Origin of the sequence: Bowmanella pacifica, from assembly GCF_014645355.1 — a bacterium.
GTDB lineage: Bacteria > Pseudomonadota > Gammaproteobacteria > Enterobacterales > Alteromonadaceae > Bowmanella > Bowmanella pacifica.
In genome coordinates, this window is record NZ_BMLS01000004.1 from 22,839 (window position 1) to 38,526 (window position 15,688).

10 protein-coding genes and 1 pseudogene are annotated in these 15,688 nt (G+C 50.4%); 5 read left to right on the forward strand and 6 right to left on the reverse strand.

What is annotated here, in order from left to right; translation table 11 throughout:
- Positions 1 to 70: 70 nt before the first annotated feature.
- The gene (locus IEX02_RS12915; protein WP_308422498.1) at positions 71 to 865 is read right to left on the reverse strand and encodes an SDR family NAD(P)-dependent oxidoreductase; all 795 of its coding nucleotides are present in this window, start codon (positions 863 to 865) and stop codon (positions 71 to 73) included.
- 51 nt (positions 866 to 916) lie between these two features.
- Here IEX02_RS12915 and msrA point away from each other — a divergent pair, with 51 nt between their 5' ends.
- The gene (msrA, locus tag IEX02_RS12920; RefSeq protein ID WP_188695815.1) at positions 917 to 1,459 is read left to right on the forward strand and encodes a peptide-methionine (S)-S-oxide reductase MsrA; all 543 of its coding nucleotides are present in this window, start codon (positions 917 to 919) and stop codon (positions 1,457 to 1,459) included.
- A gap of 168 nt (positions 1,460 to 1,627) precedes the next feature.
- Here msrA and IEX02_RS12925 read toward each other — a convergent pair whose 3' ends face one another.
- From IEX02_RS12925 to purE, 4 genes are all read right to left on the reverse strand, one after another.
- Entirely contained in the window at positions 1,628 to 4,576 is a 2,949-nt protein-coding gene (locus tag IEX02_RS12925; RefSeq protein WP_188695818.1) for a ligand-binding sensor domain-containing diguanylate cyclase, read from the reverse strand.
- A gap of 152 nt (positions 4,577 to 4,728) precedes the next feature.
- Complete coding sequence (trxA, locus tag IEX02_RS12930; protein WP_373285006.1) at positions 4,729 to 5,586, reverse strand: thioredoxin; 858 nt, start codon at positions 5,584 to 5,586, stop codon at positions 4,729 to 4,731.
- A gap of 90 nt (positions 5,587 to 5,676) precedes the next feature.
- Entirely contained in the window at positions 5,677 to 6,816 is a 1,140-nt protein-coding gene (locus tag IEX02_RS12935) for a 5-(carboxyamino)imidazole ribonucleotide synthase (RefSeq protein ID WP_188695823.1), read from the reverse strand.
- Positions 6,813 to 7,304 (reverse strand): 5-(carboxyamino)imidazole ribonucleotide mutase, encoded by a 492-nt coding sequence (purE, locus tag IEX02_RS12940; RefSeq protein WP_188696585.1) that lies wholly within the window; start codon positions 7,302 to 7,304, stop codon positions 6,813 to 6,815. Before purE ends, IEX02_RS12935 begins: the two co-directional genes overlap by 4 nt.
- 505 nt (positions 7,305 to 7,809) lie before the next feature.
- Here purE and nhaA point away from each other — a divergent pair.
- Positions 7,810 to 8,653: pseudogene (nhaA, locus tag IEX02_RS12945) on the forward strand (Na+/H+ antiporter NhaA).
- On the opposite strand, the gene IEX02_RS12950 reads toward nhaA, so the two are convergent.
- Positions 8,628 to 13,103, reverse strand: a complete 4,476-nt coding sequence (locus IEX02_RS12950) for a PAS domain S-box protein (protein WP_188695826.1) — start codon at positions 13,101 to 13,103, stop codon at positions 8,628 to 8,630. The pseudogene nhaA and the gene IEX02_RS12950 overlap by 26 nt on opposite strands.
- A gap of 204 nt (positions 13,104 to 13,307) precedes the next feature.
- Here IEX02_RS12950 and IEX02_RS12955 point away from each other — a divergent pair, with 204 nt between their 5' ends.
- The 3 genes from IEX02_RS12955 to trmB are packed head-to-tail and all read left to right on the forward strand — an operon-like array spanning position 13,308 to position 15,680.
- Positions 13,308 to 14,258 carry an ABC transporter ATP-binding protein gene (locus IEX02_RS12955; RefSeq protein ID WP_188696588.1) on the forward strand — a complete coding sequence of 317 codons (951 nt, stop codon included), beginning with the start codon at positions 13,308 to 13,310 and terminating at the stop codon, positions 14,256 to 14,258.
- Positions 14,251 to 15,021 carry an ABC transporter permease gene (locus tag IEX02_RS12960; protein WP_188695829.1) on the forward strand — a complete coding sequence of 257 codons (771 nt, stop codon included), beginning with the start codon at positions 14,251 to 14,253 and terminating at the stop codon, positions 15,019 to 15,021. Before IEX02_RS12955 ends, IEX02_RS12960 begins: the two co-directional genes overlap by 8 nt.
- Positions 15,021 to 15,680 (forward strand): tRNA (guanine(46)-N(7))-methyltransferase TrmB, encoded by a 660-nt coding sequence (gene trmB, locus IEX02_RS12965; RefSeq protein ID WP_188695832.1) that lies wholly within the window; start codon positions 15,021 to 15,023, stop codon positions 15,678 to 15,680. The genes IEX02_RS12960 and trmB overlap by 1 nt, the downstream gene beginning before the upstream one ends.
- The last annotated feature ends 8 nt before the right edge of the window (positions 15,681 to 15,688 follow it).

Below are 15,688 nucleotides of genomic sequence, written 5' to 3' on the forward strand. Positions count from 1 at the left end.
ATGTTAACAGCCAAGTAACAAAATGTCTTTGTAGCAAACGCAATTATTCCGCCACTTGCCGACGCCGCACTTACCAACACACTTTATCGCCCCGCCAATCGACAAAAACTGCCTGGTTTTCAGCTCTAGGCTTTTGCAACTCAGACAGCAAATACTGCGCCGCTTGCTCAGTCGAAAAACGTCTATTTCTGGGCATGCCACCGCTGAATGGGCGAGACAACTCCGTGTCTACTGTGCCTGGGTGATAGCACATAAGTTTCACCCCAGGCACCCGTCGTGCATATTCTACTTGTGCCGTTTTCACCAGCATATTAAGGGCCGCTTTTGAGGCCCGATAGCCGTACCATCCCCCCAGTCGATTATCCTCTATACTTCCCACCCTAGCGCTGAGAAACATCAAGCGGGCATCCTGCCCAGGCTCAAACAAGCTGACAAGATGCTTAAGCCACAAAGCCGGAATGATGCTATTTACAGCAAAATAACGCTGCAACTGTCTGGTGTGCAGATCTTCAAGACGTTTTTCTGGCATCATGCTCGACTCATGAAGCACGCCGACAAGACAAACCACCCACCTGAAGCGCCAGCCCTGACTGAACAGCGTTTGGCAGCACTGTGCGATGCTGGTGTCATCTTGATCTGGCAATAACATTGTTTGGTTAGATGAACCACAATGGCTTCGACTTATACAGAACACACGCTTTCCCAATAGATTAAGTTGCTCTGTTAGCGCACGCCCAATACCGCTGTTTGCCCCAATCACCAAAACCGAATCTGCGCCCATAGCAAATCTTCCAACCCGAAATAAGCTAATAGCATAAATACAGTCATAAAGATCACTTGAAGCGGATAGTCTGCGTACCCACATTAGCCAGATACTATCGTTTATCGCGAGCGACAATCTGTAGAGGCACGAGTCATGACAAAGAATATTCAACAGGCAACACTGGCCGGCGGCTGCTTCTGGTGTATTGAGTCTGCATTTAATGCACTGCAAGGGGTAGAGTCGGCCTACTCTGGGTATGCCGGGGGACAGATGGACGCCCCGACTTATAAAGCCGTTTGCGAGGGGAATACCGGGCATGCTGAGGTGGTACGCATTAATTATGATGCCGACCAGCTAAGTTATCGGGATGTACTGGAAATATTCTTTGCCTTACACGACCCAACCCAGTTGAATCGTCAGGGCAATGATATTGGCAGCCAATATCGCAGCGCGATTTTCTATCACGATGAAGAACAAAAAAGGGCGGCAGAAACCCTGATTAACGAACTGAGTGAACAAGAGATCTGGCCGGATCCCATAGTGACCGAAGTGACAGCCTTAACTAACTATCATCAGGCTGAGGATTACCATCAGGACTATTTCCGCAATAATCCTCAGAATCAGTACTGCAATATGGTGGTTGCGCCTAAGCTGGCGAAATTCAGACAGAAATTCGCCAGTCGTCTAAAGAGCTAGGTCAAGGCGAAGAAAAGCCTGCGCTATATGTGTAGGCTTTCGTGCCGCCAGAGGCTTTGAGTCGCGGTGTTTTAATGTCGGTTTCAGGTTTGACAAGTTTTGCTTTAACTGGCTTGGGCATTAACGTTGCTGTAAATCCGCACGCCAGTATTTATCGCCGCAACTACCCTAGGGCGCCACGCAAGTCCTATTCCGTCCGCCCTCTTTCGCCTGATACAAAGCTGCATCTGCGGCTTGCAAAAGTTGTTCGGCATCCAATTGCTGGCGGAATTCAGCAATGCCTAAACTCCCACTTAATGTCAATCCTGGCGCTATCGCGCTGCAATCCAGCGTCATAACCGCCAGGCGCAACCTTTCCGCCAACTTAAACCCCGCTTTGATATCTGTATTGGGAAGTAACACAGCGAATTCTTCGCCTCCCCAGCGAGCCACCAAATCGGCTTCCCGACTATGCTGGCAAAGGGATGTCGCGACCAATTGCAAAACCGCGTCACCGGCAGCGTGAGAACTGCTGTCATTAATTTGTTTGAAATGATCTAAATCCAGCAACAGTAAGCAGAAATGGCTGGACTGGCGCCTGGCACGGGAAAATTCTCGATGCAGAGCTTCATCAAAAGCCCGTCTGTTTGCCAGTCCGGTCAGGCTGTCCTGCCTGGCTTGTCGCTCAAAGGCCTCAGCCTGCTGCCTGATTTGCTCCAGCAGCTGAGATTTATCCAAGTTGGCTTGTTGCAGCGACACCGTTTGTTGACGCAATGCCGCGGTCTGCTCCTCAACCTTGTCTTCTAAACGTCGTGCGGCACGTTGCAGCACAAGCAATCGCCACTTCACTGCTAACACCAATAACAGAATGACAAAAGCGGCGACACCAAACCAAAAGCCAGTGCGCTGCCACAAACGTGGAGGAATATAAAACTGCACTTGGGTATCGGTACCTGTCCAATCGCCATTGGGATAACTGGCCATTACATGGAAACGGTACTCACCAGGCGCCAGGCTGGTATATTCGGTGCTGTTATGGGTTCCTCGGGCCACCCACATCTTGTCAAACCCATCCAGTCGGGTTCGGTAGCGGATGCGCTCTGGCACAATATACCCCAGACCAGCAAACTGGAACTCGATACGATTTACTCCCTCCGGCAACACCAGCCTTTCCGAAGGCAGATACTCTTTCCCGTCGATCTGCACCCGCTCAATGACCACAGGGAGTTGGTAATCCCCAAACTGTCTGAGACGCTCTGGCTTTACTAAGGCCGCCCCTTTGGACGTCGCCACCCAGACATGGCCATCATCGGTCAGGCTCATGGCCGGGTTGGAACCGCCATTAGCTTGCGCACTCACCATCCCATCTGACTCACCAAACAGGTTATATTCTATTTGCCCACCTTCTCCATCCAGAATGCCGTTGGCTTGCATCAAAGACAGGCGTAACACTCCGCGGTTACTGCTAAGCCAGAGATTCCCAAGTAAGTCTTCACTTACCTGGAAGTATTTATCAAATGGCATTCCTTCTGCACGACCCAGTAAGGCCAAGTCGCCATCACGATACCGATAACGAATCACACCACGATCCGTTGCCATCCAAAGCGCTTGTTGATCAGCTTGCTCATAGAGGCCAAACACGAACTGGGCACCGTCCAACCCACTGATATCCAGCGCCTGCAAATTACCATCCTGCCAACGGGCAACACCGCTGGACGTGCCTATCCAAATACCATGCTGGTTTGTCTCCAACAACGCAGCGGCAAAATTGCTTGGCAGGCCATCTTGTACCTGCAAGGTCGTGTAGCCCTGAGCGCGGAAAATATTCACCCCAGACGCCGTGGCTACCCAAAGACTGCCGTCTGAAGCTGGCAAAATAGCCCTTACCTCATTGGACAATAAACCTGCTTCACGGTCGATACACTCAACTTCGAGACCGTCTTGCCACTTGATTAGCCCATGGGTAAAAGTGCCTACCCAAAGCGCGCCATTCTGTCCTTCAGCCAAACTCAACACCGTCTGACTTATACGCTCACCCGCCAGTGCCTGAATACGTCCATCTTCAAGGACATTGACCCCTTTGCTGGTGCCAATCCAAACCCGCTGCTTGTCATCAACCAAAACCGTACGAACAAAATTATCCGTCAACCCCTGGGTTTGTGTCAGCGTACTAAAGGCCGCATCACGTAACCGAAACAGGCCGCCATTTGTACCAAACCACAGGCTACCCTCATTATCCTTATACATAGAGGTAATACGCTCATTTGGCAGACCATCTTGCTGTCCAAGACGTTCCAGACCATAGCGCCCGAGTCGATATACTCCCTGGCCGATGGAACCAAGCCAGAGTTCTTCACCATCAACTAACAGCGTGGACACCGCAGTATCTGCCAGATCTTTATGTAATAACTGAAAGCCTTTCTTTTCCAGGCGGTAAGCACCCGTTTCCGTGCTCACTAATAGTTTTTTTTGATGATCCAAGGCCATGGAAAAAACAGGGCCAGTGGGCAACCCTGGAATATTGGAGGTAGTAAGATTCGGCCCCCCATCCCAGACAAACAATCCATTGGCCGTACCCACCCAGATTCGCCCCTGGGCATCTTCTTGCAAACTGAAAATGCTCGCCTCACTGAGACCTTGCGCCACACCAAAGTACGTTCGGGCCCCCTCTCTGTCTTCACGAAATATGCCAGCACCGTCAGTACCAAACCACATGCTTCCCTGTTGGTCACATAACATAGTACGTACTAGCGCTGGAGATTGCTGCAATGCTCGCCAGTTTCCGTCCTGCATTAAACTCAGTCCACCACGGGCACTGGCAACCAGCACCCCGCCTTGGCAGGCTGGCGTTAGCGTGAATACCCCGTCATCAGGTAGTTTAGTCAGATCGCCGCGGCCGAAAGCTTTAAACTCTCGACCATTAAAACGGGTTACTCCCTCCCAAGTGGCAAACCATAAGTAGCCGTCCTGAGTTTGAAGAATACTGTTGATAGTGTTGTGAGGCAGGCCATCGCGCGTTGTCCAATGCTCACGGAAAAAGTCATGCAATCTACCGTCCGATGCAACCGCTAGTGCGCTATTGATCAGACTAAACAGAATGGCCAGGAAAGATGTTCTAAGCACAGATTCCAGACTCAAAATGGTTCCAACTGCAATTCAGCCAGATAGAAAGCATTGCCAATGCAAACTAAAAAGCAAAAAATGGGGGCGAGAAATTGCCTGATGAATAAACAAATGTCAACCACATCCGTCGCAAGGACACGAAGGCAAAGCGGGTTGCCCCGCTGCTATCAATATAACAAACTGTATAGCTTACGGCGATATTGGCTGGCTAATGGGTCTCCGGTGGGGAGTGCATTAAGGCAATCCAGCATCACTTTCCTAGCGTCACCAAAAGCCAAATCCGTTTGTAGCACTGTCATTAATAACCCAAGGGCTTCTTCTACCCGTCCGGCCTGTTGCAGTTGTACGGCTAACTTAACCTTCAATTCAAGGTTATCGGGTTGTTGCTCAGACGCCTCTTGCAAGGCTTTAATTTCCGGGCTTTCTGCCGCCTGTTCGGCCAGTTCGATACGCCCTTTCAGGCTCTGATACTGAGCATCCTGATCCACCATACCAACACTGTCCAACAGCTCCCTGGCCTGTTGTAAACGCCCCAGTTCCAAATAAGCTTCAATCAGCACAAACTTAATATCTGCACGTTGGCTATCCAGATCATAAGCCTGCTTGGCCAGCCCAAAGGCTTGTTGTGCATCGCCTTCGCTCAGACTTAAGCGCGCTTGCTCTAGCAAGGTGTCAGCTGGACTGGGCAAATGTTTTTCCAGCATGGCGCGAATCTCAGACTCACCCTGTACGCCGGCAAAGCCATCAATAGGTTGACCATCCTTAACCAAAATCACAGTCGGCAGACTGCGCACTCCGAATTGCATGGCAATTTGCTGCTGCTCATCACAATTTACCTTGGCCAAAATCAGATGCTGCGAATACTCCCCCGCCAGCTTCTCTAAAGTTGGCATCAAGCTCTTGCATTGTTCACACCAATCAGCCCAAAAATCGACCATAACCAACTTTTGCTGCGAGGCTTCCAGCATCACTTGCTGAAAATTATTCAAATCAACGTGAATGATATTTTCCACAATTCTTTCCAAATTTAGACACCCAGATGGCATTGATTATCGGGTTAAAAAACACTTTTACAAGAGCCGCGCACAGACAACAAAGGGCCTGCAGGCCCTTTGTCAGAACGACTGTAATTTTTGCCCTTCAGTTCGCAAATGCGGGAAATGCTCATCCGGGAGATAGTCGGCAAGCTCCAGCATAGTGCGGCCGAGCCGGGCATAATTGTCGCCAACCAGATTAATGTGCCCCATCTTGCGCTTGGCGCGAACGCTTTTGCCATACAAATGCAAATGACAACCACTGATTTTCAGTAGTTCCAAATTGAGCTTGTCATAGCCAATGATATTGACCATCGCACTGGCGGCCGCCGCTTTAGTGTCCCCCAAAGGTAATCCACAAACAGCTCGCAAGTGATTCTCAAACTGGCAGGTATCAGCCCCCTGCATACTCCAGTGCCCCGAATTATGTACCCGTGGCGCAATTTCGTTAACCAGCAGCTGTTCTCCTACCTGGAAAAACTCCACCGCTAACACACCGACGTATCCAAGTCCTTCAGACAAACGGGTAAAGATATCCTGGGCTTGGGCGGTTAATGCAGCACTGCAAGCAGGAGCCGGCGCTATAGAGACATGCAACTGCCCCTGGTGATGCAGATTTTCTGCCAGAGGATAGAACTTAAGCTCTCCTTGCTTGCTACGTATACCCACTAAAGAGACTTCACGGTCAAACAAGGACATTTGTTCAACCACCAAAGGCACCGCCTGCAAATCCAGTCCTGCTAACTCCTGCTTAAGCGCAGGCAGATCTTCTCGACAAGTCAGGCGCCACTGGCCATAACCGTCATAACCATCTCGGCTGGCTTTCAAAATGAGCTTTTCACCCAGCGCATCGACCACCTCATCTAACTGCGCTACATCGTCGACAATGCGGTGGCCGCAATTAGGCACTGCCAAGCGTTCAAGTAAGCGTTTTTCACGCACACGATCAGCCCCGGTCAGGATGGCTTCCATTCCGGGTAACAACTTGCCGGTTTTACGTGCCTGGTCCAGTAAGTCTTCTGGAATATGCTCAAATTCAACGGAAATCGCATCCGCCTCTAGCATGGCTTCATCCAGAGTAATGGATAACGGCATCTTACTGACCGGATCAACTACAATCCTGGCCCCCACATCGACAGCGGAGACTTCAATTCCCAAAGGTGCCCCTGCCAGATACATCATTCTGGCTAATTGACCGGCACCGAAGATCAATACCTTCATTCAGGCAGCTCCAGGGTTTGGTTAGCCAGTACCATATTGGTTTGCGCCTGACGAAACGCCTTAATGCGATCCGTCAGAGCCTTATCGCTGATGGCCAGAATCTGTGCCGCTAACAAACCGGCATTAGCCGCGCCAGCTTCACCGATAGCCAGCGTGCCAACAGCCACACCTTTAGGCATTTGTACTATAGAGTACAGAGAATCAACACCGCTCAGGGCTTTTGATTTGACAGGCACCCCTAAGACGGGAAGGTGCGTATGAGCCGCGATCATGCCAGGCAAATGGGCTGCTCCACCAGCGCCAGCAATGATGACCTCAAAGCCCTGTTGTGCCGCACCATGGGCGAATTCACACAACAGATCAGGGGTTCTGTGGGCAGAGACTACTCTGGCAGTAAAATCCACGCCTAACTCTTTCAACATCAGGGCGGCCTGCTGCATAGTAGGCCAATCAGACTGCGACCCCATCACAATGGCAACTTTGGGCATCATAGCTCCTCATTTAATCAGAAATAGCCAACCAACCGGGTAAGGTTAAACATTGCCTTAGCCTTCGGGCTGGAAAAACAGATGCGCGATTGTACATTAAACTGCCGCCCAGCCAAAGCGCCACTAAGGTCGACCGTCATTGCCCCCCAGGAATTGTTATTCCGTCGAATAACCATCCTATCTACCACTTTAAAATCAATCAGTTAAGCCATGAAAATGCGCCCTACTCAGCTGATTTACGACGCTTTTACTGGCGGCGGACTCAGGAATAGCTGACAAAAGTACCGGGACGCAGACCAGCTCCTTATAACGAATAATGAAGTCACGTTCCATGAATGCATGGAAGGATTTTTTCAAACTGGAGTCAGCAAGCGGCATCTTGTTCATGATCGCCGCCGCTCTCGCTCTTATCGTAGCCAACTCCCCACTGGCCACACTCTAGGATTCATTTCTTAATATTCCCGTTGCCGTTCAGGTCGGGAAACTGGAAATTGCTAAACCTCTACTGCTTTGGATCAATGACGGATTCATGGCGATATTTTTCTTCTTAGTCGGTCTGGAACTCAAACGAGAAATCCGCTCCGGCCAATTATCCAAACCGGATAACATTATATTGCCAGCTATTGGCGCCTTGGGTGGCATGGCAATTCCAGCCGCAATCTACGTGTTTTTTACCATGGGCGACGAACATGCGTTGTCAGGCTGGGATTCCTGTTGCAACCAACATCGCGCTTGCCCTGGGCGTACTGACGCTGTTAGGGAGCCGCATCCCCACCAGCCTTAAGGTGTTTTTAGTGTCGTTGGCTATTATCGATGACATTGGTGCAATTTTGATTATTGCCCTGTTTTATACCAACCATATCTCTACTGGGCCACTGATTGTTGCAGGTATAAGCTTGTTTATTCTGTGGTGGATGAACAAACGCAACGTCACAGAAATCGCCTCCTATGTGCTGATAGGCGTCGTTCTGTGGGTAGCCATGCTTAAATCCACAGTGCACGCCACATTGGCTGGTGTACTGCTGGCCTTTTTTATTCCCATGTACGACAAGAAAAAAGCCGGTTATCTGCCCGTTCAAGAGTTGGAGCACAGCCTCCACCCAGCAGTAACCTAGGTTATTCTGCCTTTATTTGCCTTTGCCAATGCCGGTATCAACTTTTCGGATATGGGCATGGAGTCCATTGCTCACCTGGTCACATTAGGGGTTCTGCTTGGCTTGTTTGTTGGTAAGCAAATTGATGTATTTGGTTTCTGCTACGTATGTGCTGTAAAGACAAAAACGTGGCCTGACATTTCAGGCCACGTACCCTGTGAGTTTTACCTCAATTTGCCGGCAAGGCTTGCATAGCTTGCCGGCAGACACCGAGGGCAACAGCGTAGTCCATCACTTCCATCGCAGCCTCTATTTCTCCTGCCAGTTTCGGTAATTGTTGACGCAACTGACCGAGCAACCGTTCACTTTGGCGTAGGGCTTCAACATCAGAGGCAACCAGCAAGGCTTCCAGTTTGGACAATTCCTCAGATAAGTTTAGAGAACAGGGAACGTCCCCCTCTGCCTGTTCAGCAGGATTCTGCGCCAACCAACCTGCTGCCGCCTCTTCAGCTTGTTGCAATTGTGTCAGCAAAAGCGCATGTAAGGCCTCATAATCGCCTTGCGTATCATGACGAAGTAAAGCCTCTAATTGGCTGGCCGTCTGGCTGGCCGCGTTCGCCCCAACCATAGCCGCCGAGCCTTTCATAGTGTGAAAAACATCCGCCGCCGACTGGCAGTCAACTTTTGGACGTTCGATTGACATTTCACTGGTCAATGCCGGTATATCTGTAAGGAAGCTTTGTATCGCTTTTCGGTAGACACTGAGGTTGCCCCCCATGCGCTGAATAGCAGCCTGAGAAGCAAAGCACTGCTGAGCGTCCTTTTCAGTGATTGAAGCCGCAGGCGCAACTCGGGCAGACCCCTCTGACAAATTACGTAAGATAACGTCTACCAACCGGTCTAGTTCAAAGGGCTTGCCGATATGGTCATTCATCCCAGCCTCTATGGCTGCTACCTTGTCACTCTCCATCGCATTGGCAGTCATCGCGATAATAGGCAAGGCAGCATTCGCCGTGGATTTTCTTATCGCTGTGGTCGCCGCATAGCCATCCATATAAGGCATCTGAATATCCATTAGCACCAGATCAATAGCCCCACCATGCGACATCACCATTTCCACGGCCTGCTCACCATTGTGGGCGACCTCAACCAAAGCACCTTCTAATTGCAGCAATTCGGTGGCAACTTGCTGATTGGTTGGGTTGTCCTCAGCAAGCAAGATAGTCACTCCCTGTAAGCGCGGTTTATCTGAAAATAATGCTGGTGTGAAACGTTTTTTTTGCCCAAAGGTATCGGCAATAGTATCCAGCAGTACAGAGGGGGTCACAGGCTTCAACAAGTGCGCGTTAATAACCTCGCCCTGCTCAACGTTGTGCTGACGTAACAATTCATCACCATGTGCAGTTACCATAATGATCATCGGCAACTTATCGGCCGGATACATGGCACGAATACATTCACAAGTTTCCCAGCCATCCATGCCCGGCATTACCCAATCCATCAGCAAAACATCACATGGTGGACGTGTCCCTCCTTTGGCCATATAGCTAATTGCCATATCGCCCTGAGGCAAGGTATCTGCCTGCCAGCCAAAAGACTCAACCATTCCACTTAACACATCCCTGGCACCGGCATTGTCATCCACAATAAGCACCTTGAGATTCTTTGGCAAACTATGCCAATCGCGCTCTTCAGCAAGCTGGCAAGGCAAGTTAAAGTAGAACTCACTGCCCTTACCCGGCTCACTGAGCACCTTTAGCTCCCCTCCCATCTGATGGACCAAGCGTTGGCTGATGGCTAGCCCCAGCCCAGAGCCGCCGTAACGTCTGGCAGTTGAACTTTCAGCCTGTCGAAAGCCGTCAAAGATATGCGCCAGCTGCGACTCTGCAATACCTATTCCGGTATCCTTCACCCGGAACTCTAGCTCTAACTGGTCATCTTCGCGGCTCAGCAACTTCAATGACAATATCACTTCACCACTTTCGGTGAACTTAATCGCGTTACCAGCCAGATTGATCAACACTTGCTGCAGCCGCAGCCCATCCACTATCGCCAGCTTAGGACTGTCAGCGCCAATATCAAACAAAACCTCCAGAGGTTTATTGCCAATATCAGCAGACACTATAGAGCCAACTTCAACCATCATCATATCCAGGTTGCAAACCTGTGGGTCCAGCTCCAGCTTGCCGGCTTCTACCCTTGAGAAATCAAGGATATCGTTAAGAATACTGAGTAGGAGTCGACCGGCTGACTCGGCTTTCTTTACATAGTCCAGTTGGTTGGATTCCAGTTTGCCCTTTGACAGTAACTGCAGTAACCCCAGTATGGCATTCATAGGCGTGCGAATTTCATGGCTCATATTGGCCAGAAACACCGATTTAGCTCTGTTAGCACTGTCCGCCTCCAGCCTGGCGGCTTGTAATGTCTGCTCGTACGTGCGCCGAACCGTCACATCCCGGTTTATCCCAACCACTCTCACAACCTCATGGAGCTGATTCCACTCCATGGCGGCGGATGCTTGTACAATACGTACATCACCATTTGGCCTGACAATACGAAACTCAGGATTAAAAGTACCGTTACCCGCAAGAGCTTCGGTCAGGGTAGACACGGCCATATCCCGGTCTTCGGGATGCAACATCCCAAACCACTCTTTATAAGTTAACTGTTGCGACTCAGGAACCTGATAAATGCGATGCATCTGCTCATTCCATTCGAGCTTGTCGCTCGCAACGTCCCAGGTCCATACACCAAGCTCCCCCACCTCTACGGCTTTAAGCAAATGCTCCTTGGTACTTTCCAGTTCATTACGTATTTGCACCTGCTTGCTGATATCCGTGGCCATGCCCAGATATCCCGATACTTGTCCCTGCTCGTCGTACAAGCTAGTCACCGACAACAGCACCGGAAATTGTGTGTGATCCGCACGCACATAGGTCCATTCGTGAACATTAGGCAGCCCATGTCGGGATTTGCAAATAAACACATCAAACCCCGGCCGGATCTCTTCACCCAACTCCTCGCTGAACTTCTCAGCGCGCTGAGCAACCTCCCTTTCCAGATGGAACATAGCAGGGGTTTGCTTGCCGATAATATCCCGGGCGGCATAACCCAACATTTTCTCCGCTGCCGGGTTAAACATCAGTATGGTGCCATCAACGTCCGCGGCTATGACGCCATAACCTGCCTGGGCCAAAATCGCCTTTTGTAGCCGATGCATTTCAGAAATTTCCGCCGTTTGCTCTGCAACACGGTGTTCCAATTCCTGGTTAAGCTTTTGAATCTGCCGTTCAACCGCTTTTTGTCGACCGATATCACGCATGATGGCCGCGACACCAATAGCGACCTTGTTTTCATCCAAGACGGGCGTAACCGAAACCGACAACTCTGCCAAACTGCCATCTTTGCGTTTTCGCACTGTGTCATAAGGCAATATCATTTTGCCTTGACGAATCATCTCCAGTGCACGCTCTGATTCATCCTGTTTATCCTCGGGCACCATTAAGCTGACATACTTCTTACCAAGTACTTCCTCGTGTCCAAAGCCAAAGATGCGCTCTGCCGCTAAGTTCCAGTCAGTGATAACACCATTGAGATCGGTACTTACCACCGCATCCTGGCTGTTGGTCACTATTGCCGCCAGGCGTCCCTGTTGTCGTTGCAACTGCTGACGCTGCTGCATATTCAACCAATACAGCAGCAACAAGCTGCCAATGGCCCCCATGCCAAGCAACATGCTTACAAACAGCTTGCCAGTAGCCACAGCCGCCGCATGATCTACACGGGTTTGTGAATACAGCATGCTAAGCGTGATAAACCTTGCGTTTTCAGCGGTATCCAGCGAAACCTCACGCTGTACAACATAGAAGATTTCGTTATCTCGTTGTGCCATCAGGTGACCCGACTCAGAAAAACCGCTTTGAAATTCATCCTGCCAGCGCCACGCCGCGCCCTTTTCAAAGGCGAAAGCGCGCTCAGGTTCCGGGTGCCATAAAAAGTCACCGTGTTGGTTGGTCAGAAATAAAGGCTCGCGGGACGAAACGCCTTCACTGGCATTATTGATAATGACATTAGCATCTACATTAAGAATAACGATGCCAAACAGCTGATTGAACTCATCAAAAACAGGAGTAGATATACGCAGTGTCGGGCGGTAAGGGATTTCCAACTCCCCAAATTCGCGGTTTAGATTGATGTCGGACACATATAATTGTCCGGCCTGTAGCCTGCTGGTTTCCTGAAAATAGTCGCGATGTGCTTTATGTTGCAATTCCGCAGGTGGTACCGCCTGCAACTGGTTGTTGACACGATTCACTCGCACCAACTCCAGACCGTCATCTGCCACGCCAATGTACCTGACCTGCAAAGCTATGGGATGGCTCTGCATAAAACCGACAAAGATCTGACTAAGGCGTGATTTCCAGGATTCACTGCTACTTTGCTCTAAAGCATCAAAGCCGTCGTTGTGAGCGGCCCGCGCCAAGCCGCTGATCGGTGGCACCGACGCCAAAAACAACACGCTGCGTTTTAGCGTTTCAACCGACGCCTGCAAATGCTCAGCCCGCAGCGACACTTGTCCGTTTAATTTGCTGTCAAGTTGGTCAATGCTCCGCTGACGCTCTTTACCTACGTTCCAAACAAATGCCGCCGCTGCCGCCGCAGCAAATAGCACCACAACCGCCAACCAGCTAATCCTGCGCAACACTGCTATTCCCCAACCTTATTGACACAACATGAACTTAACATCATCTATCCCTTTATAAACCCACGCATTACCAGCATATTATTCCCAGCAGTCAAAGGGTGATTATCAGCCAACGGTTGAAAAATGCCAGACCCATCCCAATCTCTGACCGATTCCCAAGTCCCAAGGCCATCAATCCGCCAACCCAAACAGGATACCCTGAAAATGCAAAATGCTTTGGAAATTCAGGGGCTGCGCAAAACCTATCGAGGTGGTGTCGAAGCCCTTAAAGGTATAGACCTGACAGTAAAAGAAGGGGATTTTTTCGCTCTTCTTGGCCCCAATGGAGCAGGTAAATCCACCACCATCGGCATTATCGCCAGTTTAGTCAACAAATCTGCTGGCAGTGTGGTTATCTTTGCCGACGACATGGATAAAAACCTGGTCAAGGCGAAGTCTCATATCGGCTTAGTGCCACAGGAGTTCAACTTCAACCAGTTTGAAACACTATTGCAGATAGTCTGCAATCAAGCTGGCTATTACGGAGTACCTCGCTCTGTTGCTATAGAGCGCGCTGAAAAGTACCTGAAACAACTCGACTTGTGGGAAAAGCGTAATATGCCAGCTCGCACCTTATCAGGTGGCATGAAGCGAAGGCTGATGATAGCCAGGGCATTAATGCATGAACCTAAGGTACTGATCCTGGATGAGCCCACCGCAGGCGTAGATATTGAAATTCGCCGCTCCATGTGGACATTCCTGCAAGAGATAAACCGTCAGGGCATCACCATTATTCTGACAACTCACTATCTGGAAGAAGCGGAAATGCTGTGCCGCAACATTGCGATCATCGATAAAGGGCGCATTATTGAAAACACCAGTATGAAAGGCTTACTGTCTAAGTTAAACGTAGAAACCTTTATTCTCGATCTTCCCCCAAACAGCGTAAAACCGCGGCTTGAAGGCTTTGACTACAGACAACTGGATGACCATACCTTGGAAGTGGATGTGCCTAAAGCCACAGGGCTGAACGGCGTCTTTAGCCAGTTATCGGAGCAAGGCGTACAAGTACTCAGCATGCGAAATAAGGCCAACCGTCTGGAAGAACTGTTTGTACGGCTGGTTGAAGACGGGCGCAACCAATCCATTAAGGATAAGGAAGTACAACATGGCTAATCTGCAGTTTATCGCCCTGAAAACCTTGTGGCGTAAAGAATGCACCCGTTTTCTGCGCATCTGGGTGCAAACCCTGGTTCCCCCCGCTATAACTATGAGCCTGTATTTTGTGATTTTCGGCAGTCTCATTGGTAGCCGTATCGGCGAAATGGGTGGCTTCAGCTATATGGAATTTATTGTACCCGGCCTGATTATGATGTCGGTGATCACTAATGCCTACGCCAATGTGTCTTCTTCCTTCTTCAGCGCCAAATTCCAGCGCAATGTGGAAGAGTTATTAGTGGCGCCGCTGTCCAATTGGATCATCATTCTCGGCTTTGTCGGTGGTGGCGTGGCCCGTGCCCTGCTGGTCGGCTTGATTGTTACCCTGGTGTCGCTGTTTTTTGTGGATATTCAGATCCATCACCCGTTGATGCTGGTTACCACCCTGGTATTAACCTCGACCTTGTTTGCCGCCGCTGGACTGGTGAATGCGGTGTATGCCAAAACCTTTGATGACATCAGCGTGATCCCCACCTTTGTGCTGACCCCCCTTACCTATTTGGGCGGTGTATTTTATTCCCTCACCTTGTTACCGGAGTTTTGGCAATGGGTGAGCAAAGCCAACCCCATAGTGTATATGGTCAATGGATTCCGTTACGGTTTTCTCGGTGTGTCGGATGTCGGCATTGGCACCTCCATTGCGGTACTGCTAGCCTTTAACCTGGCGCTGTTCGCCACCGCATGGCATTTGATTAATAAAGGCGTAGGGATCCGTAGCTGATGGGTGAGTCTAAAATTGTCACCAGTAACCAACAGGGGCCGCACGAGAAGCTTGAAGAGCTGGTCAGGCGTCACCTGAGCAGTGAATCACAAAAGCCCTTTAGCCAACATACCCTGGATGCCTTTGCCGAAGCACAGGCCTGGCTCAAAGACTGGCAAGGGCCGCTGATTATGGACTCCTGCTGCGGCGTGGGCGAAAGCACCGCGGTAATTGCCGCCCTCTATCCTGAGGCGAAAGTCATTGGTGTGGATAAGTCTGCACTGCGCACCAGCAAACACGAGCGTGGTTATGCAGTGGATCAGGACAATTACCTGGTACTGCGGGCCGATCTGAATGACTTTTGGCGGCTGGCTTATCAAAGTGGCTGGAAACTGCAGCGGCACTTCCTGCTCTACCCCAACCCCTGGCCCAAATCCATGCATGTAAAGCGGCGCTGGCATGGCGGGGCCTCCTTTGCTGATATCCTCAAGCTGGGCGGTACCCTAACAGTGCGCAGTAACTGGCCCTTGTATATCGAAGAATTTGCTTTGGCACTAGGTATTGCAGGTATTCAGGCAACCCCCGCGCTTTATCAGGCCGACCAGTCCATGACACCCTTTGAGCGTAAATACTGGGCGAGCGGTCAGCAAAGCTGGCAGTTGGAAGTCGCGCTGCCTTAATACCAGAG

What these genes read in the sequence shown, in the direction of transcription:
- IEX02_RS12955 (WP_188696588.1), top strand. Translation starts at nt 13,308, where the DNA reads ATGCAAAATGCTTTGGAAATTCAGGGGCTGCGCAAAACCTATCGAGGT.
- msrA (WP_188695815.1), top strand. Translation starts at nt 917, where the DNA reads ATGACAAAGAATATTCAACAGGCAACACTGGCCGGCGGCTGCTTCTGG.
- IEX02_RS12960 (WP_188695829.1), top strand. Translation starts at nt 14,251, where the DNA reads ATGGCTAATCTGCAGTTTATCGCCCTGAAAACCTTGTGGCGTAAAGAA.
- IEX02_RS12915 (WP_308422498.1), bottom strand. Translation starts at nt 865, where the DNA reads ATGTGGGTACGCAGACTATCCGCTTCAAGTGATCTTTATGACTGTATT.
- purE (WP_188696585.1), bottom strand. Translation starts at nt 7,304, where the DNA reads ATGCCCAAAGTTGCCATTGTGATGGGGTCGCAGTCTGATTGGCCTACT.
- IEX02_RS12935 (WP_188695823.1), bottom strand. Translation starts at nt 6,816, where the DNA reads ATGAAGGTATTGATCTTCGGTGCCGGTCAATTAGCCAGAATGATGTAT.
- trmB (WP_188695832.1), top strand. Translation starts at nt 15,021, where the DNA reads ATGGGTGAGTCTAAAATTGTCACCAGTAACCAACAGGGGCCGCACGAG.